The organism is Nonomuraea insulae, assembly GCF_042656245.1.
On the sequence record NZ_JBHSPA010000113.1, the window covers coordinates 38978 to 62696 of the forward strand.

The 23719-nt window shown below is 71.2% G+C and carries 20 protein-coding genes and 1 pseudogene; 8 read left to right on the forward strand and 13 right to left on the reverse strand.

Annotated features, from left to right (window positions below):
* Complete coding sequence (locus ACFPZ3_RS63085) at positions 1-1176, reverse strand: COG1470 family protein (protein ID WP_379524041.1); 1176 nt, start codon at positions 1174-1176, stop codon at positions 1-3.
* A 3-nt stretch (positions 1177-1179) separates the two neighbouring features.
* A pseudogene (locus tag ACFPZ3_RS63090) lies at positions 1180-4725 on the reverse strand (GH92 family glycosyl hydrolase); the annotation flags it as partial.
* A 189-nt stretch (positions 4726-4914) separates the two neighbouring features.
* Here ACFPZ3_RS63090 and ACFPZ3_RS63095 point away from each other — a divergent pair.
* Complete coding sequence (locus tag ACFPZ3_RS63095; protein ID WP_379524014.1) at positions 4915-6954, forward strand: beta-galactosidase; 2040 nt, start codon at positions 4915-4917, stop codon at positions 6952-6954.
* On the opposite strand, the gene ACFPZ3_RS63100 is transcribed toward ACFPZ3_RS63095, so the two are convergent.
* Genes ACFPZ3_RS63100 through ACFPZ3_RS63110 form a run of 3 tightly spaced genes read right to left on the reverse strand, consistent with a single transcriptional unit; the run spans position 6941 to position 10070 of the window.
* The gene (locus tag ACFPZ3_RS63100) at positions 6941-8278 is read right to left on the reverse strand and encodes an ABC transporter substrate-binding protein (protein WP_379524015.1); all 1338 of its coding nucleotides are present in this window, start codon (positions 8276-8278) and stop codon (positions 6941-6943) included. The two genes, ACFPZ3_RS63095 and ACFPZ3_RS63100, sit on opposite strands and share 14 nt — an antisense overlap.
* Before the next feature lie 28 nt (positions 8279-8306).
* Positions 8307-9200, reverse strand: coding sequence for a carbohydrate ABC transporter permease (locus ACFPZ3_RS63105; RefSeq protein ID WP_379524016.1), 894 nt, complete (start codon positions 9198-9200; stop codon positions 8307-8309).
* A 3-nt stretch (positions 9201-9203) separates the two neighbouring features.
* A complete protein-coding gene (locus ACFPZ3_RS63110; RefSeq protein ID WP_379524017.1) occupies positions 9204-10070 on the reverse strand; it encodes a carbohydrate ABC transporter permease in 867 nt (288 codons plus the stop codon).
* Between the two features lie 173 nt (positions 10071-10243).
* On the opposite strand from ACFPZ3_RS63110, the gene ACFPZ3_RS63115 reads away from it, so the two are divergent.
* The gene (locus ACFPZ3_RS63115) at positions 10244-11383 is read left to right on the forward strand and encodes a LacI family DNA-binding transcriptional regulator (RefSeq protein ID WP_379524018.1); all 1140 of its coding nucleotides are present in this window, start codon (positions 10244-10246) and stop codon (positions 11381-11383) included.
* Positions 11384-11469: 86 nt separating this feature from the next.
* Here ACFPZ3_RS63115 and ACFPZ3_RS63120 read toward each other — a convergent pair whose 3' ends face one another.
* A complete protein-coding gene (locus ACFPZ3_RS63120; RefSeq protein WP_379524019.1) occupies positions 11470-12645 on the reverse strand; it encodes an FAD-dependent monooxygenase in 1176 nt (391 codons plus the stop codon).
* A 29-nt stretch (positions 12646-12674) separates the two neighbouring features.
* On the opposite strand from ACFPZ3_RS63120, the gene ACFPZ3_RS63125 reads away from it, so the two are divergent.
* Together ACFPZ3_RS63125 and ACFPZ3_RS63130 are read left to right on the forward strand one after the other, a co-directional pair.
* The gene (locus ACFPZ3_RS63125; RefSeq protein WP_379524020.1) at positions 12675-13406 is read left to right on the forward strand and encodes a TetR/AcrR family transcriptional regulator; all 732 of its coding nucleotides are present in this window, start codon (positions 12675-12677) and stop codon (positions 13404-13406) included.
* Between the two features lie 26 nt (positions 13407-13432).
* A complete protein-coding gene (locus ACFPZ3_RS63130; RefSeq protein WP_379524021.1) occupies positions 13433-13930 on the forward strand; it encodes an NUDIX hydrolase in 498 nt (165 codons plus the stop codon).
* Positions 13931-14027: 97 nt separating this feature from the next.
* Here the strand turns inward: ACFPZ3_RS63130 and ACFPZ3_RS63135 are convergent, their stop codons facing one another.
* Complete coding sequence (locus ACFPZ3_RS63135) at positions 14028-15197, reverse strand: FAD-dependent oxidoreductase (RefSeq protein WP_379524022.1); 1170 nt, start codon at positions 15195-15197, stop codon at positions 14028-14030.
* 116 nt (positions 15198-15313) lie between these two features.
* On the opposite strand from ACFPZ3_RS63135, the gene ACFPZ3_RS63140 reads away from it, so the two are divergent.
* Entirely contained in the window at positions 15314-16015 is a 702-nt protein-coding gene (locus ACFPZ3_RS63140) for a TetR/AcrR family transcriptional regulator (RefSeq protein ID WP_379524023.1), read from the forward strand.
* On the opposite strand, the gene ACFPZ3_RS63145 is transcribed toward ACFPZ3_RS63140, so the two are convergent.
* Positions 15994-16161 carry a hypothetical protein gene (locus tag ACFPZ3_RS63145; protein WP_379524024.1) on the reverse strand — a complete coding sequence of 56 codons (168 nt, stop codon included), beginning with the start codon at positions 16159-16161 and terminating at the stop codon, positions 15994-15996. The two genes, ACFPZ3_RS63140 and ACFPZ3_RS63145, sit on opposite strands and share 22 nt — an antisense overlap.
* A 166-nt stretch (positions 16162-16327) precedes the next feature.
* Here ACFPZ3_RS63145 and ACFPZ3_RS63150 point away from each other — a divergent pair, with 166 nt between their 5' ends.
* Positions 16328-17515, forward strand: a complete 1188-nt coding sequence (locus ACFPZ3_RS63150) for an FAD-dependent monooxygenase (protein ID WP_379524025.1) — start codon at positions 16328-16330, stop codon at positions 17513-17515.
* A gap of 10 nt (positions 17516-17525) precedes the next feature.
* On the opposite strand, the gene ACFPZ3_RS63155 is transcribed toward ACFPZ3_RS63150, so the two are convergent.
* Entirely contained in the window at positions 17526-18731 is a 1206-nt protein-coding gene (locus ACFPZ3_RS63155) for a nucleoside/nucleotide kinase family protein (RefSeq protein WP_379524026.1), read from the reverse strand.
* An 82-nt stretch (positions 18732-18813) separates the two neighbouring features.
* Here ACFPZ3_RS63155 and ACFPZ3_RS63160 point away from each other — a divergent pair, with 82 nt between their 5' ends.
* The gene (locus ACFPZ3_RS63160; protein WP_379524027.1) at positions 18814-19452 is read left to right on the forward strand and encodes a TetR/AcrR family transcriptional regulator; all 639 of its coding nucleotides are present in this window, start codon (positions 18814-18816) and stop codon (positions 19450-19452) included.
* Here the strand turns inward: ACFPZ3_RS63160 and ACFPZ3_RS63165 are convergent.
* From ACFPZ3_RS63165 to ACFPZ3_RS63180, 4 genes are all read right to left on the reverse strand, one after another.
* A complete protein-coding gene (locus ACFPZ3_RS63165; protein WP_379524028.1) occupies positions 19449-19676 on the reverse strand; it encodes a hypothetical protein in 228 nt (75 codons plus the stop codon). The two genes, ACFPZ3_RS63160 and ACFPZ3_RS63165, sit on opposite strands and share 4 nt — an antisense overlap.
* Positions 19677-19690: 14 nt before the next feature.
* Complete coding sequence (locus ACFPZ3_RS63170; RefSeq protein WP_379524029.1) at positions 19691-21028, reverse strand: TRAP transporter large permease subunit; 1338 nt, start codon at positions 21026-21028, stop codon at positions 19691-19693.
* A gap of 63 nt (positions 21029-21091) precedes the next feature.
* Complete coding sequence (locus tag ACFPZ3_RS63175) at positions 21092-21955, reverse strand: HpcH/HpaI aldolase/citrate lyase family protein (protein WP_379524030.1); 864 nt, start codon at positions 21953-21955, stop codon at positions 21092-21094.
* Positions 21952-23139, reverse strand: a complete 1188-nt coding sequence (locus ACFPZ3_RS63180; protein WP_379524031.1) for a CaiB/BaiF CoA transferase family protein — start codon at positions 23137-23139, stop codon at positions 21952-21954. The genes ACFPZ3_RS63175 and ACFPZ3_RS63180 overlap by 4 nt, the downstream gene beginning before the upstream one ends.
* 68 nt (positions 23140-23207) lie before the next feature.
* Between ACFPZ3_RS63180 and ACFPZ3_RS63185 the strand changes: the two genes are divergently transcribed.
* The coding region (locus tag ACFPZ3_RS63185) for a GntR family transcriptional regulator (RefSeq protein WP_379524032.1) at positions 23208-23719 on the forward strand (512 nt) is incomplete at its 3' end.

The following is a 23719-nucleotide window of genomic DNA, read 5'->3' on the forward strand; positions in this document are numbered from 1 at the left end:
TCAGCTCAGCCGCAGGTCGAGCCGGACCCTGGCCAGCCAGGACCCCCAGCCGTCCTGCGGCTGACCGTCCGCGATGCGCAGGTAGAACGTGCGCGCGTCGCCGACGTCGATCGTGCGCTCGGCCCGGTTGGACAGGTCGCGCACGTTGGCCTCCTCCCGCAGCACGGTCCGCCAGGTCTGGTTGTCCTCCGAGACCTGCACCAGGAACTGGTTGCCGATGTCCAGCGTCAGCGACGCCGGCGCCGGGAGCTGGAACCGGTAGGTGGCGTGGGCGTCGCCGTCGGTGAAGCGGGCGCGCCCGTCGTGCACCTCGCCGTCGAGCTGGGACCCGTCCTCCTCCAGCAGCCAGGGTGTCTCGGCGGCGGTGCCCGGCGTGAACTCCACGGTGTCGCCGATCACCGTCACCGTGGCCCGCGCCCCGGCCGTGCCCTGGCCGGAGGTGACGGCGAGCTGGATCGGGTGACTGCCGGGACCCGCCGTCGCCGGCAGCGTCACCTGGAGGTTCACGGTCTGGGACGCGTCCGGCGCGATGGGCCCGAAGTCGGCGGCCGCCGGCTGGACGGTCCAGCCCTGGGGCGCGGTCGCGCTCAGCCGTCCGGTGGCGGCCCGGTCGGCGTGGTTGGACACGGTCACCGGGAGCGTCACGGTCTCCCCCGGCGCGGCGAAGACCCCTTCCGCCTCGACGACCAGCGGTGACGTGGCGGGCGGCGCGGAGGCGAGCAGCTCGATCTCCGCGAGCGACGTGCCGCCAGCGAACCGGATCCGGTAGTGGGTGTAGGCGCCCGGCTTGGCGATCTTGAACGGGCGGGTCTGCTGCCGCCAGGCGAAACTCTCCCCGGACCGCTCGTCGAGCACCTTCCACGTGGTGCCGTCGGCGGAGCCCTCCAGCGCCCACCCGGCCGGGTCCTCGGACTGCTGGCCGGAGCCGGAGGTGAGGGTGTAGAAGCGGGCCTGCCGGTCGGCGGGGAAGGTGTACTGGACCCACTCGGGCAGCGTCGCCCGGGTGGCGGAGTCGTCGTCGAACAGGGCGCTCACGTCGGCGCCGCCGGCCCCGGTCGCGGTGCCGCGCCCCGGTCCCGTGGCGTCGTGCAGCGGTGCGGGGACGCGGTCGTCGCCGGTGATCGAGGGCGGGGCGGCGTCCTTGCCGGTGCCCCAGCGCGACGGCTTCGGTCCCATCTCGAACTCCAGCTCGCCGCCCTCGGCGATCAGGTCATGCGGCAGGTACGTCTTCCCGTACGGCCTGCCGTTGACCTTCAGCCCCTGCACGTACACGTTACGGGAGCTGTTGCCGGGCGCCTTGACGACCAGTTTCCTGCCGTTCTCCAGGCGGATCGTCGCCTTCTTGAACAGCGGGGAGCCGATCGCGTAGGTGGGGCTGCCCATCTGCAGCGGGTAGAAGCCGAGCGCGCCGAAGACCTGCCAGGCCGACATCTCGCCGTTGTCCTCGTCGCCCGGGTAGCCCTGGCCGATCTCGCTGCCCAGGTACAGGCGGGAGAGCGCCTCGCGGACCTTGGCCTGGGTCTTCCACGGCTGGCCGGCGTAGTCGTACATGTAGAGGATGTGGTGGGAGGGCTGGTTGCTGTGCCCGTACTGGCCCATGCGCACGTCTCTGGCCTCGCGCATCTCGTGGATGACGCCGCCGTACGAGCCGGGGGACAGCGCCGTCTCCGGGGTGGCGAAGAAGGCGTCCAGCTTGTCGGACAGTTTGCCGGCGCCGCCGTAGAGGTTGGCCAGGCCCCGGCCGTCCTGGGGAACGTGGAAGGCCATGTTCCAGCCGTCGGTCTCGGTGTAGTCGAAGCCTCAGGCGCGCGGGTCGTAGGAGCCGGGCTTGTTCCTGAAGGAGCCGTCGGCGTTCCTGCCCTGGAAGAAGCGCACCGCCGGGTCGAACAGGTGCACGTAGTTGAGCGCGCGGTTGCGGAAGTATTCGTGTTCCTCCAGGTAGCGGGCCCGTTCGGCGCCCTTGGAGCGGTCGGCGAGCGCCTTGGCCATGTTGGCGATGCCGAAGTCGTTGATGTAGCCGTCCATCGCCCACGACATGGCCTCGCCAGTGGACTGGATGCCGGTGTAGCCGAGGAAGACGGAGGTGGACAGGCCCTTGCGGCCCACGTGGCGGGTGGGCGGGGCGACCGTGGCGTTCTTGACGGCGGCCTGGTAGGCGGTCGCCGCGTCGAAGCCGGTCACGCCCTTGAGGTAGGCGTCGGCGAAGGCGACGTCGGAGCTGGTGCCGACCATCAGATCGGCGTACCCCGGCGACGACCACCGCGCGATCCAGCCGCCGTCCTCGTACTGCTGGACGAACCCGTCCGCCATCTCCCCCGCCATGCCGGGCGTGAGCAGCGCGTACGCGGGCCACGTGGTGCGGTAGGTGTCCCAGAAGCCGTTGTTGACATACACCTTGCCGTCCGCCACCCGCGTGGTGGGCGAGGTGCTGGTGGCCGACTGCACGGCGTGCCGGTACACCGGCGCTTCCTTGGTGCCGGTGTTCTCGAACGCGGAGTTGGGATACAGGAACAGGCGGTAGAGGTTGGAGTAGAGCGTGACGAGCTGGTCCCGGCTCGCCCCCTCGACCTCGATGACGCCCAGCTTGGCGTCCCACGCCCGCCGCGCCCGCTCGCTGACCGTCTCCAGCGTGTCGGAGGCGGCCAGCTCCAGCTCCAGGTTGTGCCTGGCCTGCTCCACGCTGATCAGCGAGGAGGCGATGCGCATGCCGACCGTGCGGCTCTCGCCCGCGTCGAAGGACAGGTAGCCCAGGACGTTGTCGCGGCCCTGGCCGGTCAGCTTGCCGCCGCCGGTGACCGGGCGGTCGAAGACGGCGTAGAAGTACATGCGCGCGGCGCCGGTGGACAGGTCGCTGCGCACGTCGGAGTGGCCGGTGACCACGCCGCCCGACACGTCCAGGGTCAGGCCGCCGTTGTCGTTGACGTTGTCGAAGACGATCTTGGCGGGAGATCCGGGGGAGCCGGGGAAGGTGAAGCGGGCCAGCGCCGCGTGGTCGGTGGGCGCGATCTCGGTCTTGAGCCCGTTGTCGAAGGTGACCGCGTACAGGTGCGGGCTCGCGATCTCCCGCTCGTGGTGGAAGGGCAGCGCGCGGGCCGTACGTGACGGGTTCGGCACCCCTTCGGCCGCCGAGGGCATGAACTGGAACGTCTGCCGGTCGCCCATCCACGGGCTCGGCTCGTGGCTGGCGGTGAACGCCTGGATCTGCGGCAGGTTGGCCGCGTTGTTGGCGCGGTGGTACTCATACAGCCAGCTGATCGAGCCGGCGTTGGTCATCGGCGTCCAGAAGTTGAACCCGTGCGGCACCGCGGTGGCCGGGAAGTTGTTGCCCCGCGAGAAACCGCCGGTGGAGTGGGTGCCGCGGGTGGTCAGCACGTACTGCGAGGGGCTTGACCTGCGCTCGTCACGCCCCTCGTACGGCTGCCGCCTCCGCTCCGAGACGATCTTGATGTCGTCGATCCACCCGCGGAACCCGGCCATCCCGGCGGGACTGTCGTAGGCCACCAGGATGCGGCTGATCCGCTTGCCCTTGGCCACCTCGCCGATCTGGGCGCGCTTGAAGTTCCACTGGTCGGCGTAGAGAGTCTTGGACTCGCCCTGCTCACGCGGGGCCAGCCGGACCCCGTGCTGGTCGGTGGCCCGCAGGTCGCTGAGGTAGGTGCCGTCCTTGAAGGCCAGGTCCACCGAGACGTACGTGCTGGGGTAGCGCAGGTCGGCCGCGGTGAACTCGGGGAAGACCACGTACGACAGCTCCGTCGTGGAGGTGACCGGGATGTCCACCTCGAACACCTTGTTGGTGGAGCGGCCGCCGTCCTCGGCGGTGGTGGCGCCCGCGTACTGGAAGGCGCGCAGGCCGGAGAAGCCGGCGCGGGGCTTGGAGACGTACCCGCCGTTCGGGCCCACGCCGATCTGGCTGCGCATGTCGCTCGGCGGCCTCGGGCCGCTCCGGCCGTCCGACAACTCCCACTCGGCCAGTTGCAGCGTCGAGCCGCTGCCGATGCGGGTGATGTCGAGCCGGTAGTGGGCGTAGGCGACCGGGTTGGTGAAGCGGTACTCCTTGCGCTGCATGCGCGCCGTGAACGTCTCGCCGGTGCGGGTGTCCAGGGTGGTCCAGCTCTGGCCGTCCTGGGAGCCCTGGAGCCGCCAGTCGCGCGGGTCGCGTTCCGGGGCGTCGTTGGCGGAGGTCAGGGCGTAGTGCACGACCGCGACCGGGGCGGACAGGGTGTACTGGGCCCAGCCGGTGGCGGTGAACACCAGCCACTTGGTGGCGGCGTCACCGTCGGCCAGGTTCTCCTTGACCTCGCCCGAGGTGGCGTACTCGCCGCTGGCGGAGACCTGGGCGACCTGGTCGGAGATGCCGCCCTCGATGCCGCCCGGCAGGGCGCCGGTGATGTTCTCGGCCTTCTCGGCCGTGTTGAGCCAGGTCGGCTGGGGGTCGCCCGGCTCGAAGGAGGAGGCGAAGGCGGCGCCTTCCGCCTGGGCCAGGGACTGGGCGTCGCGGGCGGCCCGCCGCACCTCGGCGTCGGGGGCCGGGGGCTCAGCCATGCGCGGGCCGGGGGGCGGGCTGTAGGAGGGGCCCGGCGACGGAGTGCCCGAAGGTCCGGGGTTGGGGATGGGGTCCGGGCCGGCTCCCGCCGTCAACGCGGCGGCGGCGGGAGCGGCGAGGAGGAGTGAGACGAGAGGGCATAAGACCGCCATGAGGAGTGATCGTCGGGGAGGGTGCTTCATCGGGTTTACCTTTCGGCCGGCCGTGCGACAGACATGACAACGTTGTCAACCCCGATTTGTTAAGAAACTTTCAAGCCTGGAGCGCTCTGTCAAGACACCGCTGTCATACCGGCCGTCGGAGACCTGGCTCACCCGCCGCGTGAGTGACCCTGCTATGTTTACGTAAACATACGCAGAGCAGGAGCGGTAGTGACAGGCACTCACGGGCGCTGGCTGCGCTGGCCCGCCGACCCCTCGCGCCGGAGGTTCGCCTTCGGCGCGGACTACAACCCAGAACAGTGGCCCCGGGAGGTGTGGGAGCAGGACGTCCTGGCGATGCGCCGCGCCGGGGTGAACATCGTCTCGCTGGCGATCTTCTCCTGGGCGCGGCTCCAGCCCCGCCCTGGCCAGTGGAGCTTCTCGTGGCTGGATGAGGTCATGGACCTCCTGCACGCGCACGGCATCGCCGTGGACCTGGCCACCGCCACCGCCTCCCCGCCGCCGTGGCTGACCGCCCGGCACCCGGAGATCCTGCCCGTGGACCACGACGGCCGCACGCTCTGGCCGGGCGCGCGCCAGCACTGGCGGCCGACCTCGCCGGTCTTCCGCGAGCACGCCCTGCGCCTGGTCAGAGCCCTGGCCGAGCGGTACGGGAAGCATCCCGCCCTGGCCGCCTGGCACGTCTCCAACGAGCTGGGCTGCCACAACGTCCACGACTACTCCGACGACGCCGCCGCGGCCTTCCGGGTGTGGTTGCGCGACCGGTACGGCACGGTGGAGGAGCTGAACCGGGCGTGGGCGACGTCGTTCTGGTCGCAGGCGTACGGCGAGTGGGCGGAGATCCTGCCGCCCCGCCTGGCCGCCTCCTACCCCAACCCGACCCAGCAGCTCGACTTCAAGCGCTTCTCCTCCGACGCGCTGAAGGAGCACCTGCGGGCCGAGCGCGACCTGCTGGCCGAGCTGACCCCCGGCATCCCGGTCACCACGAACTTCATGGTCATGGGCGAGACCAAGGGCATGGACTACGCGGACTGGGCGCGCGAGATCGACTTCGTCGCCAACGACCACTACCTGCTGCCCGAGGGGCGGGAGGAGCTGTCGTTCTCGGCCAACCTGACCGGCATGCTGGCCGGGGGCGAGCCGTGGTTCCTCATGGAGCACTCGACCAGCGCGGTGAACTGGCAGCCGGTCAACCCGGCCAAGAAGCCCGGCGGGCTGGCCCGCGACTCGCTGACCCACGTCGCGTACGGCGCCGACGCCGTGTGCTTCTTCCAGTGGCGGCAGTCGGCGGGCGGCGCCGAGAAGTACCACTCGGCGATGATCCCGCACGCCGGCACCGACAGCGAGGTCTTCCACTCGGTCGTGGACCTCGGCGCGACCCTGGAGGCGCTCGCGCCGGTCGCGGGGACGCGCCGGCGGCGGGCCGCGGCGGCGATCGTGTTCGACTGGGACTCCTGGTGGGCGAGCGAGCTGGACTCCCACCCCACCTCCCGGCTGCGCTACCGGCAGGAGGCGCTGGAGTGGTATTCAGCGTTCCTGGCCGCGGGCGTGCGGGCCGACGTCATCGGCTCCGCCGGCTCCTTCGAGCACTACGACCTGCTCGTCGCCCCGATCCTGCACGTCGTCCCGCGGCCCATGGCCGAGCGCCTCGACCGGTACGTCTCCGGCGGCGGCCACCTCGTCACCACCTACTTCTCCGGCATCGTGGACGAGCACGACCACGTGTGGCTCGGCGGCTACCCCGGCGCGCTGCGCGACCTGCTCGGCATCAGGATCGAGGAGTTCGGGCCGCTGGCGGACGGCGACCGGGTGGAGCTGGACCTCGGCGTCTCCGGCACGTTGTGGACCGACCGGATCGACGTCACCGGCCCGGACGTCAAGGTCGTCGCGAACTACACCTCCGGCGACCACGCGGGCAGGCCCGCGATCACCACCCGCCCCGTCGGGACCGGCTCGGCCTCCTACGTCTCGACCCGGCTCGGGCCCGAGGGCCTGGAGCCGGTGCTGGCGCGGTTCCTGGAGCTCAGCGGGGTCGGCCCTGAGCTGCCCGCCGCCGTCGCCGGGCGGGTGGAGCTGGCGGTGCGCACGGACGGCGAGGCCGACTACTGGTTCCTCATCAACCGCACCGACGAGAGCGTGGCCGTGGACGGCGTGGCGGGCGAGGTGCTCCGGGGGCCCTGCCTGGCCCCCGGCCACCTCCTCGCGCCCCGCCAGGTCGCCGTCCTGCGCCGGGGCGTTACTGAACGCTGAAGCCCTGCTCCTGGCCGTACTTGACGGAGGCGTCCTGCCAGGCCTTCAGGCCGTCCTGGAGGGTGCCGCCGCCGACGTACGCCTTGCCGACGGTGTCATTGAAGACGCTGTTGGCGTACACCTGGTACGGCAGGTACGACCACCCGCTCACGACCTGCCCCGCCGACTCGGCCAGCACCTTGTTGACCTCCTGGTCCCCGAAGTACGGGAACTTCTTGGCCTGGAAGTCCGGCGCGTTGAGCTGCGCGGTCGTGGCGGGGAAGGCGCCGCCGTCCATGCGGGTCTGCACGCCGTCATCGACGCCGGCGTACTTGAGGAAGGCGTAGGCGAGCGCCTTGTTCGCGGCGGCCTCGGGGACGGCCAGCGAGCTGCCGCCGTTCTCGGCGGTGGCCTTGCCGCCGCTCTCCCACTGCGGCATGGGGGCGACCCGCCACTTGCCGGACCCGGCCTTGACGCCGGTCTCGAAGTTGGCGGGCATCCAGGCGCCGATCACGAGCGTGGCGATGGTCCCGTCGCCCAGGCCCTTGTACCACTCGTCGCTCCACCCGACGATCGGCGCGACGAGCTTCTCGGTGACGAGCTGCTGCCAGGCGGTGGTGAACTTCTGCGTGCCGGCGTCGGCGAAGTTGATGCCCACCTTGGTGCCGTCCACCTGGTACGGCTTGCCGCCCGCCTGCCAGATCATGCTGGTCGTGAAGCCGGCGTCACCGGTGTCGCTGGTGATGTACGCCTTCGGGTCGGCCTTGTGCAACTTCCTGGCCGCCGCGATGTACTCCTCCCAGGTCGCCGGCACCTCGATCTTGTGCTTGTCGAAGACGTCCTTGTTGTAGAACAGCGCCATCGGCCCGGAGTCCATCGGCAGGCCGTAGATCCCGGCGCCGGAGTGCACCGAGTTCCAGGGGCCCGGGGTGAAGGTGCCCTCCAGCTTGTCCGCGCCGAAGGCCGTCAGGTCGGTGACCGACTTGGACAGCGCGAACTGGGGCAGCGCGTAGTACTCGATCTGGGCCACGTCGGGGACGCCGGACCCGGCCTTGATCGCGTTCTGCAGCGCGGTGTACTGGTCGTCGCCGGTGCCGGCGTTGACCAGGTTGACCTTCACCTTCGGATACTTCGCCTGGAAACTCTCGATCACCGGCTTCAGCGTCGGCTCCCACGCCCAGACCGTGATGGTGCCACCGGCGTTCAGCGTGGCCTCCAGGTCGGTGGCCGACGTGCTCTTCACCGGGGCGGCCGCCTCCTGACCTGGAGAGCCGCAGGCGGCGGTCATCAGCGACACCGACAGGGCCGCGCCCACCAGGAGGGCGCTGCGGCGGGTTCTCGTCATGGATTCCCTTTCATGGGTGTGGCGCCGGTCACTCCTTGACGCTCCCGGCGGCCAGGCCGGACTGCCAGTACCGCTGGAGCAGCAGGAACGCCACGATCAGCGGGACGATGGTGAGCAGCGAGCCGGTGATCACGAGGTGGAAGATGGCGTCGCCGCCCGCGGTGGTCGCCTGGGCGTTCCAGGTGTTGAGGCCGACCGTGAGCGGGTACCAGTCGGGGTCCTTCAGCATGATCAGCGGCAGGAAGTAGTTGTTCCACGTCGCGACGACGGTGAACAGCAGGACCGTGACGATCCCGGGCGCCAGCAGCGGCAGGCTGATGCGGAAGAACGTCTGGAACTCCCCGGCCCCGTCCACCCGCGCCGATTCGAGGATCTCGTTCGGCACGGCGTCGGCGGCGAAGGTCCACATGAGGTAGAGCCCGAACGGCGACACCAGCGACGGCACGATGATCGCCCACGGGGTGTTGGTCAGGCCGAGGCTGGAGAACATCAGGAACGTGGGGACGGCCAGCGCGGTGCCGGGGACCGCGACCGCGCCGATGACCAAGGCGAACACGGCCTTCTTGCCGGGGAAGTCGAACTTCGCCAGCCCGTACCCGGCGATCGTGGCCAGCAGCGTCGCGCCGCCCGCGCCCGCGACCACGTAGAGCAGGGTGTTGAGCAGCCAGCGGGTGAAGATGCCGCCGCCGTAGGTGAAGGTGCCGGCGATGTTGCCGAACAGCGCGAAGTCGTCGTCGAACCACAGGCCGAACGAGCTGAGCAGCCCCTCCTGCGTCTTCGAGGCGTTGATCACCAGCCAGAGGAGCGGGAGCAGCGTGTAGACCAGCATGATCGCGGTCAGGACGGTCAGCGTGGCGCTGCGCCGGCTTCCGCGCCGCGCCGGGCGCCGGTGGCGGATCACCAGCGGGCGGGTGGTGGTCACCGTTCAGACCTCCTTCCGCATGCCGCGGAGCTGGACGACGTAGGCGACGATCATCGTGATCACGCCCATGACGATGGCGACGGTCGCCGAGTAGTTGTACTGCTGGCCGTTGAACGACAACGAGTAGGCGTAGTAGTTCGGCGTGAAGTACGTCGTGATCGTGTTCGGCGCCAGGTTCTTGAGGATGGCGGGCTCGTTGAAGAGCTGGAAGCTGCCGATGATCGAGAAGATCGTGGCGATCAGCAGGGCGCCGCGCAGGGCCGGGAGCTTGATGGCCAGGATGATGCGGAACTGGCCGGCCCCGTCGATCTCGGCGGCCTCGTAGAGGGACGGGTTGACCACGCGCAGGGCCGAGTACAGGATCAGCATGTTGTAGCCGACGAACTCCCAGGTCACGATGTTGCCGACGGAGGCGAGGACCAGGTCGGCCGAGAGCGGGTCAGGCAGGGACACGCCGAAGATGTCGTTGAGGTTGGCGAGCAGGCCGAAGCGGGTGCCGTACATGAAGCCCCACATCAGCGTCGCGACGACCGCGGGGACGGCGTACGGCAGGAAGACCGAGATGCGGAAGAAGCTCGACCCGTACAGCCGGCCGCTGTCGATCGCGAGGGCGACCAGCAGCGCCAGGAACAACATGATCGGGACCTGCACGACCAGGAAGAGCGCCACGTTGCCGAAGGCCGACCAGAACTGCGGGTCGCCCAGCGCCTTGACGTAGTTGTCCGCGCCGACGAACGTGGTCCCGCCGATGAGCTGGGTGCGGAAGAGGCTCAGGTAGATCGAGTACACGATCGGTGCCAGGAAGACGAGCGCGAACACCGCCATGAACGGCCCGACGAACCGCCAGCCCGCCCACGATCGCCTGGTCACTCGGTACCACTTCCTCCCTTGTTAACGTAAACATCGGGTCGGGCAAGCGGGCGCCGATTGTCCATGACCGAGGGTTGCCGGAGATGATCCCGTGGTGATGTTTACGTAAACTTCCGTTGCGGTATCGTGGCACCGGCCACACGGGCCGTCAAGGCAGGCAGAGCATGGACGCGATGAATCGGGACGAGCCCCACGATGGACCTCACGCCGGGCCGCATGATGGGCCGCACGAGGGGCCCCATGATGGGCACCGCACGACGCCCAGCGGCGGCGCGCAGCGCGGCGGTTCCGGCGTTCCCGGAGGCCGGCGCAAGCAGCGGGTGTCCATGGCCGACGTCGCCAAGCTGGCGGGGGTCTCGTCCCAGACCGTGTCCCGGGTGTCCAACGGCCACCAGGGGGTCATCGAGACGACCCGTGAGCAGGTGCTCGCGGCGATGCGGGAGCTGGGCTACCGGCCCAACAGCGCCGCGCGCGCGTTGCGGTACGGGCAGTTCAACACGATCGGCGTGATCCTCTTCGGGCTGGCCTCGACCGGCAACAGCCGCACGGTGGAGGCGATCGCCACCCACGCCGCCGCCGAGGGGTACGCGATCACGCTGTTCCCCCTCGACATGCCGACCCAGGACAACGTGCTGGGGGCGTTCACCCGGATGGGCGAACTGGCCGTGGACGCGGTCATCGTCATCATCGAGATCCACCTGCTCGACGCCGGCACCGTCACCCTGCCGCCCGGGGTGCACGTCGTCGTGGTCGACTCCGACGCAGGCGACCGCTACAGCGTGGTCGACACCGACCAGGCCGACGGGGCGCGGCGGGCCGTGCACCACCTGCTCGACCTGGGACACAAGACCGTCTGGCACGTCACGGGGCCTCAGACGTCCTTCGCCAGCCAGCGCCGGGCCGCGGCCTGGCGCACGACGCTGGAGCAGGCGGGCCGGCCGGTGCCGGAGCCACTGCACGGCGACTGGTCGGCCGAGTCCGGCTACGCCGCCGGGCTCGCGCTCGCGCCCGAGTGCACGGCCGTGTTCGCCTCCAACGACCAGATGGCACTCGGGCTGCTGCGCGCCTTCCACGAGCGCGGCCTGGCCGTTCCCGGCGAGATCAGCGTGGTGGGCTTCGACGACATCCCCGACAGCGCGTACTTCGTCCCGCCGCTGACCACCGTGCACCAGGACTTCGCCGAGGTGGGCAAGAGGTGCGTGCAGCGGGTGCTGGTGCAGATCCGCCAGAACCAGGCCGCGCGGCCGGGCACCGACCTCGTGCCGACCCGGCTGGTGGTGCGTGGCAGCACGGCCCCACCCCCACCAGGCTGAGCCCGGCCCGGGTTCGGCTCGGCCCGGTCGATGAGATGCCCAGTTCAGGCGTGGACCGGTTCAACTCGGTCGATGCGGTGCTCGATTCAGGCGTGGACCGGCTCGTCCCAGTCGATGTGGTGTTCGTAGATCCAGCGGCTCGGGTCCGCGCCGGTCCTGGCCGCGAGCTTCATGCCCAGGCTCATGATCACGTCGCGCGGCACCCTGGCCAGCGGGTTCAGCGCCTTCCATCCGCCGGTGCGGTTGCCCTGCTCGACGACGCGTTCGACGCGCCGCCGCCGCAGCCGTTCGTAGGCGGCGTACGCGGCCTCGACGCCGGGGCTGTCACGCAGGCACTTGGCCAGGACGACGGCGTCCTCGACGGCCATGGCCGCGCCCTGCCCGATCGACGGGGCGGTGGCGTGGGCCGCGTCACCGATGATGATCATCCGGTCGCGGTGCCAGAGCGGCACGCCCGGCACCTCGTAGGAGTTCCAGCCCGCGAGGATCTGCCCGGTCGCCGCGATGACGTCCCTGGCCGGGCCGAGGTCTCGCCGGAACAGGTCGAGCAGCCGGGCCCGCCACTCGTCCGGCGTGATCGCGGCCAGCTCGGCGGGGGTGAGCTCGGTGGCCTGGGCGGGGTTCGCCGCCCACCACACCTCTCCGTCGGGGCGCGTGGTGGAGACGAAGAAGCAGCGCTTGCCGAAGACGGCGTGCATCATGCCGGGCTCGACGCCGGTCGAGACGCCGCGCGCGTAGCCGCCGACGTTGAGCAGCCCGGTGTAGCGGGCGCCGGGGGCGGCCGGGTCGATGAGCTCGCGGACCTTCGAGTGCAGGCCGTCCGCGCCGATCAGCAGGTCCGCCTCGGCCGTGCCGCCGTCGGCGAACCTCGCCCGTACGCCGTCACCGGTGCGCGCGGCGTCGACGAGGCGCTTGCCGTACCGGATGGGAAGGTCCTGCTCGCGCAGGAAGCGGTAGAGGTCGGAGCGCTTGACGGTCCTGCTCGGCACGCCGTCGAGGCCGTAGGACAACTCGCCGAGCCGCCTGCCGGAGCCGCTGGTGAGCGTGATGCCCGGGGTGTCGAAGCCGAGCCCGCCTAGGTCTAAGCCGAGGGCGCGCAGGGCGTCGAGCGCGTTCGGCGCCAGCGTCAGGAAAGCGCCCGCGTCGTCGGCCGTCCTGTCGTACGCCTCATGGACGACCGCGTCGATCCCCGCCTTGCGCAGGGCGATCGCGCTCGCCGCGCCCGCGATCCCGCCGCCCGCGATCAGTGCTGTGTATGTCATACACGCAGTGTACGTAATACACTGAGTGGATGGATCTGTGGGAGCGACTGGACCGGCCCGAGCCCGAGCCGAAGGCGGGGCTGAGCCTGGGCCGCATCGCGCGGGCGGCGGTGGAGGTGGCCGACGAGGGCGGGCTGGAGGCGGTGTCGATGGCTCGGGTCGCCGGGCGGCTCGGCTTCACCACGATGTCGCTCTACCGGCACGTCAGGAACAAGGACGAGTTGCTGCTGCTGATGCTCGACGCGGTCGCGGCCGTGCCCGCCGAGCTCGACGAACCCTGCGCCGGCTGGCGCGACGGGCTGCGCCGCTGGTGCCGGGCCCAGTGGGAGATGTTGCGCACCCACGCCTGGATCGTGCACGTGCCCATCACCGGGCCCCCCGCCACGCCCAACCAGCTCGCCTGGACCGACCGCGCCCTGGCCGTGCTCGGCGGCACCGGGCTCGGCGAGCGCGACAAGGCCGGCGTGGTGCTGCTGGTGGCCACGTACATGCATGCCACCGCCCGGCTGGGCGCCGACCTCGGCCCGGCCGCCTCGGCAGCGTCGATCGCCGCCCACAGCGCGCTGCTCTCCTCCCGCGTGGACGCCGGGCGCCTGCCCGCCCTGCGCGCCGCGGTCGAGGCGGGGGCGTTCGACTATCCGGCCGATCTTCCCGAACGCGAACGGCGCTTCGACTACGAGTTCGGGCTCGACCGGATCCTCGACGGGGTGGAGGTCCTGATCAGCGGCGGCTCACCGGGAGCGGACCGTGATCGACGGTGACCGGCTTCGTCTGGCAGGGTGTGCGGATGCGGATCCCCAGAAAGGCGGCCAGGGTCGCGGTGCTGGACCCGGAAGGAGCGGTCTTCCTGCTCCGGTACGACAACGAGGAGGTCGGCGTCCACTGGGCGATGCCCGGTGGCGGGATGGACGCGGGCGAGACGCCGTCGCAGGCGGTCCTGCGGGAGTTGCGCGAGGAGACCGGGTGGGCCGACCTCGAGATCGGCGCCGTGCTCTGCCTCTGGGAACACGACTTCACCAGGGCCGGCGTCCCCGTACGGCAGCATGAGCACATCTTCCTCGCCCAAGGGCCGCGCCGGGATCCCATCGGTGACCTGAGCGCCGCGCACGCGGCCGACAAGATCCTGCGCTGGCGATGGTGGACGCCGGACGACCTGTCCGCTGCCGTGGAGCCGCTGTGGCCGCCGCAACTCCCGCAACTGCTGGCCGGCGTACGACGAGACGGCCCTCCCGCAGAACCGATCGACCTCGGCTACATCGCGAACGGCCCCGTCGGCCCCGCTTGACCACGCTCAGCGGCCGGCTCCCGTGAGCGCTAACGGCGACCTGCCCTCCACCTCCGGGAGCGCTAACGGTGACGCAGGGTGAGGGCGGCAGGGTGGCTCAGGCCGCCTCGGTGCCGGTGGTGTCATCGCGCGAGCCGGGTCCCTCTGCGAACATCTGGACCAGGCCGCGGGGTGCGTCGTCGGCGAAGCAGAGGTCCAGGCCGGCGGCCGATCCGGCGGCCATCTCCGCGCTGCGGGCGAAGAGCGCCTCCTCGTACGCGGCGAGCGCCCGTTCGGTGTCGTCCGGGTGGGCGGCGAGCGCCAGGCCCAGTTCGGAGCCGTCGAACATGGCCTGGTTGGCCCCCTCCCCCGCGAACGGCGACATCAGGTGCGCCGCGTCCCCCAGCAGCGTCACGCCGGGAACCCGGTCCCAGCGGTGGCCGACCGGCAGGGCGTGGATCTTGCGGGGGACCAGTTCGCCGTCGGCGTCGGCCACCAGGGCCCGCAGGTCGTCGTCCCAGCCGGAGAATCGCTTGAGCACGGCCTCCTTGGCCGCCCCCGCGTCGGTGAAGTCGATGGTGTCGAGCCACTCCTCGGGCGCCCGGACGGCCGCGTAGATGTGCAGGCTGCCGTCGGTCACGCGGTGGGAGAAGATGCCGTTGCCCCGGCCGAGCGCGAACATTCCGCCGCCTCCGGCGAGGGCCGAGCCGCGCGGGTGGCGGGCGTCGGCGTCGAAGAGGTTGATCTCGACGAAGGAGATGCCGAGGTAGGCGGGCACAGCCGTGGAGACCAGGGGGCGGATGCGGGACCAGGCGCCGTCCGCGCCGACGAGCAGGTCCGTGGTGAAGGCGGAGCCGTCGGCCAGGGTGATCTCGTGGCGCCCGCCGTCCAGCCGCCGGGCGGCGACGACCTTGCCGCCCCAGCGGACGGTGCCCGCGGGCAGCGAGTCCAGCAGCAGGTCACGCAGGTCGCCGCGGTCGACCTCGGGGCGGTCGCCGTCGCCGTCGTCGGGTTGGTCCCAGTGGACGGTGGCGTGCTCGTCGAGGACCCGGGTGGCCTCGCCGCCGACGTGGACGATCGAGCGGAACTCCCCGTGCAGCCCGGCGGCTCGGAGTGCGGCCTGGCCGCTGTCGCCGTGGATGTCGAGCATGCCGCCCTGAGTACGGGCGTCGCGGGAGACGTCGAGGTCGTAGACGGCGGCCTCGATCCCGTGGACGTGCAGGACGCGGGCCAGGGTCAGGCCGCCGAGGCCGGCGCCGACGATCGTGGTGGTGGTGGTGGTGGTCATGGTGATCCCTCCGTGGAGCGGTGTCCGTCCCTCCGGACGATAGCGAACATGTTCGTTACGAACAAGTTCGTTATCCGGAACTTGTTCGGGACGAACGCGTTCGCTACGTTGTCCGCATGACCGCACAGTCCCGCAGCCGCCGTGAGCGTCCCGCCAAACCCGCGCTCACCCGCGACGGGATCGTCGCCACCGCGGTCGGCCTCATGCACGCGGAAGGGCTGCAGCGGGTCACCATGCGCCGCCTGGCCAAGGAGCTCGACACGGGCCCGGCCTCCCTGTACGTCTACGTGGCCAACACCGCCGAACTGCACGCAGCGATCCTCGACGAACTGCTCGGCGCGGTGGACCTGGCCCCCGCCAAGGCCCCCGGCGACTGGCAGGAGCGGATCGAGGCGGTGCTCACCTCGTACACGGGCGTGCTCTTCCAGCACCCCGCCCTCGCCCGCTCCGCGCTGGTCGCCCGCCCGTCCGGCCCCAACTACTTCAACCTCCTGGAGGCGCTGCTGTCGCTGCTCAGCGAGGGCGGCGTGCCCGGCGAGCAGGCCGCCTGGGGCGTGGACATCCTGCTGCTGGTCACCACCGCCTCCGCCGCCGAGCACTCCACCCGGGCCGAATCGGCGGAGGAGACGGCGCAGGAGTGGGACGCGGCCACCGAGGCGCTGGAGCACGTCTCCCCCGCCGAGCATCCGAACGTCGCCGCGCTCGCCCGCGAACTGCTCTCCGGGGACCCCGGGTCACGCCAGAAGTGGGGCCTTCAGATGTTGCTCAACGGCACGATGAGCACGCCGCTGCCGGATCAGGGGCAGGCGGGACGGTAGGCGGTCTCGCCGAAGCGCTCCCGCCACTCGGCCTCGGTCAGGTCGCGGCGACGGCCCGGCAGCCGGGACCCGTCGGCGTAGGTGCCCGAGCCCACCAGCAGGGCCCGGGCGGCGGGCGGGTCGAGAAGCAGCTCAGGAGGTTCCATACGAGTGCCTCATGAATGCGTTCGACGGGAAAGTCCGGTGAATCGTGACCTATCGCAGCCCGCGAGGCAAGGCACGCGACACGGCTTCTGTCATCTGCTGGCGCGACAACGGCTGATGCTACTCTCTGTTACATATTGATGACGTTTCGTGTAGTGGGGAGCTCTTGTGAAGGTCGCCTGCGTCGGCGGCGGGCCCGCCAGCCTGTACTTCTCGATCCTGATGAAGCGGGTGGACCCGTCCCATGACATCACCATCTACGAACGGAACCCGGCCGGCTCCACCTACGGCTGGGGCGTGACGTACTGGGACCAGCTGTTCAACTTCATGCACCGCGTCGATCCCGAGTCCGCGCGCGCCATCAGTGAGAGCTCGGTCCGCTGGGACAGCTGGGTCGTGCACATCCACGACCGCGCGACGATCACGGTGGAGAACGCCGACGAGGGCTCCGGCATCGGCCGGCGCCGGTTGCTCGACATCCTCGCCGAGCGGGCCCGCTCCCTGGGCGTGCACATCGCGTTCGAGCACGAGATCGGCGGCGAGGAAGAACTACCCGACGCCGACCTCATCGTCGCCGGCGACGGCATCAACAGCGTGCTGCGCGAGCACAACGCCGACCACTTCGGCACCGAGATCGCGGTCGGGCGCAACCACTACGTCTGGCTCGGCACCACCAAGGTCTTCGACTCCTTCGTCTTCGCCTTCACGCAGACCCCGCACGGCTGGATCTGGTGTTACGGCTACAAGTACAGCGGCGAGCACAGCACGGTCGTCGTCGAATGCTCCCCCGAGACCTGGGAGGGGCTCGGCTTCCACGAGGCGAGCGAGAGCGACAGCCTGGCCATGCTGGAGAAACTCTTCGCCGACGTCCTCGACGGGCACCCGCTGATCGGCCGCACCCAGGTCGACGGCAGCGCCCACTGGCTCAACTTCCGCACCGTGACCAACCGCCGCTGGTACCACGACAACGTCGTCCTGATCGGGGACGCCGCGCACACCACGCACTACTCCGTCGGCGCCGGCACCACCCTCGCGCTGGGCGATGTCGCCTTCCTAGTGGACGCCCTGCACGGGCACGCGGAACTCGAGCCCGCCCTGGCCCGCTACCAGCGCAAACGCAGGGCCGCGATCAAGGCGCCGCAGCGGTCGGCCCACTACAGCTCCCGCTGGTACGAGAACCTGCCGCGCTACATCGACCTGCCGCCGCAGCAGATGATGGACCTGCTCGACCAGCGCACCTCCCCGGTGCTCGCCCACGTCCCGCCGAAGTTGTACTCCCGGGTCGGCCGGATCCGGGAGGGGCTGGCGACGCTGCGCTCAGGTGGGCGGAGCTGGCGCACCACGTCGTCCGAATGAACCCGGCGGGTCATCCACCTGAGGCGGTCGTGGAGGCGAGCCGCGGCAGGCCGCGGACCTGGACCTCCGTGGCGATCTCCGCCACCGTACGGCCGTCGGTGCCGACCCGCAGATCACCCGCCCCGGCCCGCTCCAGCGCCTCCGCCTCGCGCGCGGCCCGCTCGGCGACGCGGCGCAGGGCGTCCTGGTCCAGCCCTTTGAGCTCGTCACCCGGCAACGCCGGCCCGCCTCCCGCGCCGCGCCGCGCGACGCGCTCGGCCAGCGTGCCGGGGCCGGCGTGCAGACGGCACACGGTCACGTCCGCTCCGGGCAGCAGTTCGGCGTACGCGCGTACGGCGTCGTCGGTGTCGGCCTCACCGGAGACGATCAAGTATCGAGCCCCGAGCGCCCGGTACCCGGCCCAGAGCGCCGCGAGATTGCCCGCCTTGAGGCGGTGACCCGCCTCCCGCAGGGCGCTGATCTGCTTCACGTCGACGTAGGCGGCTCGCACGCCGCTCCGGACGATCGCGCTGAACACCGCGTACCCGACCGTCGACTTCCCGGCGGCCGTGGCCCCGGAGAACCACAACACGGGCAGGGGCGCGCCCTCGGCCTGCGGCACGGACCCGGCTGCGCGGTGCGTGAGCGTGGACGTGGGCGTGGGCGTAGGCGTGAGCGTTGGCGTTGGCGTTGGCGTGGACGTGGGCGTGGACGTGGGCGTGGATGCCCCGTGTGACCAGCCCTCCCGGATCAGCCGCGCCGCCTCCGGCACCCCCAGCCCATCGGTGTCCACGCACACCTCGGCATAGTCGCTCCGGTCCAGGGCGTCCGCCTCGGCGAGGGAGTCCGCGACCAGGTCCGGCCGCCACCCCCGCGCGAGGAACCGCCCCTCCAGCTCGGCACGGCCCACGCGCAACCGGCGCAACGTGAACGCCGCATCGGGAAGGAGCCTCTCGTACGTGCGGACTTCCTCGCGGTCGTCGACGAAGCCCGCCAGCACCAGGCACCGCACCCCTTCCCGCCGGAAATGGGGCACCATCGCGGCGAGATTGCCCGCCCTGACGAGGTGGGTGCTGCCCTCCGGGGCCGGGTAGCACAGGCTGATCTGGTCGGCGTCAACGAACGCGGCCGTGACGCCGGCTTCGCTGAGCTGCGCGAACACCTCCCAGCCGACCGACGACTTCCCGACTCCTGAAGGGCCGGACAACCAGAGCACAGGCAGGCGTACGTCACTCATCCGCGCGACACTAGCGACCCTTCCCTGGATCGGCGACGCATTTATAGTAGAACGGAACCATACGTTCCCTTACACTGGGATCATGACCAGCGCACCCATGAGCGGCCGCAAGGCACAGGCCGCGCGGAACGACGAGTTGATCCTCCAGGCGGCCAGGGCGGTCTTCACCGCCGATCCCGGCGCGCCCATCGCGGCCGTGGCCGAGCGGGCGGGCGTCGGGATCAGCGCACTCTATCGCCGCTACCCCAGCAAGGAGGCGCTGCTGCAGAAGTTGTGCGGCGACGGGCTGAAGGCCTACATCGAGGTCACCGAGCGGGCGATGGCCGACGACGGCGACCCGTGGGAGGCGTTCGCGGGCTACCTGCGCGGCATCGTGGACGCCGACACGAACTCACTGACGATCAAGCTGGCGGGCACGTTCACGCCGACCGAGGAGCTGGGCCGCGACGCGGTCAGGGCCTCGGCGCTGGCCACCGACGTGCACCACCGGGCGGTGGAGGCGGGCGTGCTGCGGCCGGACGTGACGGTGGCCGACATCGCGCTGCTGTTCGAGCAGCTCGCCTCGATCAAGCTGGGCGACGAGAAACGCACGGCGCAACTCCGCCACCGCTACCTGACCCTGACCATGGACTCCCTGCGCGTGCCGCCCGCCCACCGCGACCTGCCCGGCCCGCCGCCCGAGGACGAGGAGCTCACGGCCCGCTGGAACCCGTCGGCCTAGTCCTCGCCGGTCTTCCAGTGATACAGGTACGACATCACGAAGCCGAGCAGCCCGGTCACCCCGGCCGCCACGGTCATCGCCATGCCGAGCGCGGACACCGCGCCGGAGACCAGGCCGGCGCTCCCGGCGACGAGGCCGACGGCCTGGACCAGCACGACGGCGATGCCGAGCACGAGGAACAGCACGAGGCCGATCTTGAACAGGATCATGGTGACGCTCTTCATGACGGGCACTCCTCTCAGATCGGCAGGACGCCGGTCGCGACCAGCACGCCGAGGATCAGGGACGGGATGACGAACCAGATGATCAGCCGGCCGAACGTCCTGGCCGGGTCCACCTGGGCGATGCCGCTGGCGATGTAGATCGGGGCCGCTCCCGGCGGGGACGCGCCCTCGGTCGAGGCGAAGATCATGATCGCGGTGGCCGCGGCGGCGGGGGCGACCCCGGCCGCGGTGAGCGCGCTGAAGGCCACACCGCCGACGGCGGCGATCGTCGCGGTGCCGGTCAGCGGCGCGGCGATGATGACGAGCAGCAGGCCGACGAGGGTGGCGATGACGACAGCGGGCGCGTCCAGACTCTGCATGATCGCGGTGAGCTGGTCGACCAGGCCCAGCTCGCTCAGGCTGCCGGCGGCCGCGAAGGCGAAGAACAGGGTGGCGCCGATGACGGCGTACCGGGGGGCCATGTCGCCGAGCAACTGGTTCCAGGCGCGGCCCGTGCGCGGCAGCCGCTTCCACGCCACCGCGAACGTGGCCAGCACGGTCAGCACCGGGATCCACACGACGATGCTGATGTCGCCGGCCGCCTCGCCGACCCGCGACTCCATCAGCGCCACGCCGAAGTTGAGCGTCATCAGCACCGGGACCAGGATGCCCGCGTACACCAGCAGCGAGGTCCACCCGGCCCGCAGCGCCGCGCGCAGCGGGACGATGTCGGCCGGGTCGGTGGCCGCGATGCGGTGCCTGCGCACCCACACGAACACCACCACGAACCGGTAGGCCACCGTCCAGAGCCCGCCCACGAGAGCGGGGACGAAGAGCTGGTCGGCGGTCAGCACGGGCGCCACGGCGGCCGAGCCGAGCAGCAGGAACATCGACGAGCTCGGCGGGATCGAGATGCCCAGCCCGGCGTTGCCCGCCACCAGCGAGGCCGCCAGGTCGGGCCGCCAGTTCGAGCGGATCATCCACGGGATGGTCACCGAGCCCACGGACGCCGAGATGCCGGATCCGGAGCCGGAGGGGCCGCCCAGCAGCGCGGCGGCGGAGGTCGAGACGTACCCGGCGCCGCCGCGCAGCCGGCCGAAGATCGAGTTCAGGACCGTGACCTGCTCCTGGATCAGGCCGAGCTTGGTGAGCAGGTAGCCCATGAACACGAAGGCCAGGGCGGCGAAGACGACCTCCTCGGAGAACGCCTCGCCGATGCCCGCCCAGGCGAGCTGGAAGAAGCTGGTGCCACCGAAGAGGCACACGCCGGCGAAACCGATGAGCATCGCCTCACCGATGTTGCGTTTCAGTACGCCGTTCCAGACGACGATGATGGCGATGTATGCGATGAGCGCCCAAACGGCGATTCCCATGGCGAATGGCCTCCAATGGGGGGAAGACGGGGGTGATCGGCGCGCGCCGGTGGCGGCCTGCTGTCAGGTTGTGGGGTGGTGCTGCGGGTCTGTGGGGTGGTGCGGCGGGTCGGCGAGGCGGTGGGCCAGGGCGACGGTGCGGCGGGCTCTGGCGACGATGGGGGCGTCCACGAAGCGGCCGTCGGGCAGCGCCACCGCGCCGACGCCCGCCCGTTCGGCCTCTTCGGCCGCGGCCACGATCTCGGCGGCCCTGGCTGTCTCCTCCTCGCCCGGCCGGAACGCCCGCCTGATGACGGGGATCTGGCGCGGATGGATCGCGGTCCTGCCGAACAGCCCGAGCGCGCGGCCCGTACGGCAGGAGGCCAGCAGGCCGGCCTCGTCCTTGACGTCCGGGTAGACGGACATGGGCACCGGCGGCAGCCCGGCCGCCGCGGCGGCGAGCACGACCTGGAGCCTGAGGTGGTTCATGGCCTGCTCGTCGGTGATGCTCAGCTCGGCGGCCAGGTCCTGCTCACCGAGCGCCACACCGGCCACGGTCGGGTGGGCGGCGATCTCGTGGGCGGCGACGATCCCGGCCGCGGACTCCAGCAGCGCGTACGCGGGAGCGCCCGCGACCGCCTCCAGCACGGCGGTCGATTCGACCTTGGGCAGCCGTACGGCGTCGGCGAGCTCTCCCACGGCGGCCAGGTCGTCGCGCCCGCGGGCGGTGGCCGGGTCGTTGACCCGCACGTGCACCTGGCAGCCGAGGCTCTCCGGGCGGGCGCGCAGGTAGGCGACGGCGTTCCGCCTGGCCTCGTCCTTGCGTACGGGGGCGACCGCGTCCTCCAGGTCGATGATCACCACGTCGGCGCCCGACGCCACGGCCTTGCCGAAACGCTCGGGCCGGTCGCCGGGGACGTACAGCCACGTCACAGGAGGGGCGTTCACGCGATCACCCCGTCCTCGCGCAGCGCGGCGATCGTCTCGCCGGAGTAGTCCAGCTCGCCGAGCACCTCGTCGGTGTCCCGCCCCAGGGCCCGCCCCGGCCAGCGGATCTCGCCGGGAGTGTCCGACATCCGGAACAACACGTTCTGCATGGTGACCGAGCCGAGCTCCTCGTCCGGCACCTCCACGAACGTCTCCAGCGCCGCGTACTGCGGGTCCTCGGCCAGGTCGGTGACGTCGTAGATGGGCGCGATCGCGGCCTGCACCTCCTCGAACCTGGCGATGACCTCCGCGGCGTCCCGCTCGGCGATCCAGGAGGCGACGGCCTCGTCCAGCTCGTCCACGTGCCGCACGCGCCCCTGCCCGCTGGCGAACCACGGCTGCTCGACGAGGTCGGCCCGTCCCACGAGAGTGACGACGCGCTCGGCGATGGGCTGGGCGCTGGTGGAGATGGCGAGCCAGCGGCCGTCGCGGGTGCGGTAGGTGTTGCGCGGCGCGTTGCTGCTGGAGCGGTTGCCGGTGCGCTCGGGCACGACCCCCAGCGCCTTGTACGCGCTCATCTGCGGCCCGAGCAGCCCCAGGATCGGCTCGATGATGGCCATGTCGATGACCTGCCCGCGCCCGGTCTGCTCGCGGGCCCGCAGGGCGACCATGATCGCGTACGACATGGCGAGGCCTGCGATGCCGTCGGCCAGGGCCAGCGGCGGCAGCGTGGGCGGGCCGTCGGGCTCGCCGGTCATGGCCGCGAAGCCGCTCATGGCCTCGGCCAGCGTCCCGAACCCGGGCCGCTTGGACATCGGCCCGAACTGCCCGAATCCGGTCATCCGCGCCACGATCAGGCGCGGGTTGAGCTCCAGGAGGTCTTCGGGGGCCAGGTTCCAGCGTTCCAGGGTGCCGGGGCGGAAGTTCTCGATCAGCACGTCGGACCGTTCGACCAGGCGGCGCAGGATCTCCTGCCCCTCCGCCCGCGAAAGATCGACGGCGGCGCTGCGCTTGTTGCGCGACAGCGTCTTCCACCACAGCCCCACCCCGTCCACGGAGGCGCCGTGGCCGCGCGAGGGGTCGCCGCGGCGTGGATGCTCGATCTTGACCACGTCAGCGCCGAAATCGCCCAGCATCATGGCGGCGGAGGGACCGGCGAACAGCGTCGCCGCGTCGATGACCCGCAGGTCGCCGAGGCTCGTCATAAGTATGTAACTTATAAGAAATATGTCATAGGTCAACCATGCGTCCATTTTGCGGAACACTGAGGGACATGTCACCCACCGAGCCCCGGCCCCCCATGAGCAAGGCCGACTACGTCTACAACGTGCTGCTCGAGGAGATCCAGTCGGCGCGGATCCCCGGCGGCACGGCGTTGCGGGCCGGGGAGGTGGCCAAGCGCCTCGGCGTCTCCGTCACACCGGTGCGCGAGGCGCTGCGCAGGCTGGAGAAGGACCGGCTGATCAGCTACGAGGCGCACCACGGCGCGACCGTGGTGGACCTGGGCGACGAGGCGCTGGTGGAGTACTACGGGGTGCGCGCGGTCGTCGAGGGCCTGGGCGCGCGCCTGGCGGCGGCCAGGATCACCCCCGAACAGCTCGCCGGGCTGCGCGAGCTGCACGCCTCGATGACCGAGGACGCCGGGCTCGGCAGGCACGACCGGCTCGGCGAGCGGAGCAGGCGCTTCCACCTGAGCATCGTGGACATCGGCGGCCCCGCCTTCCTGGGAGCCCACGCCAGGTCGGTGCGCGTCTGGTGGCGGCCCATGAGGATGATCTGCTCGGC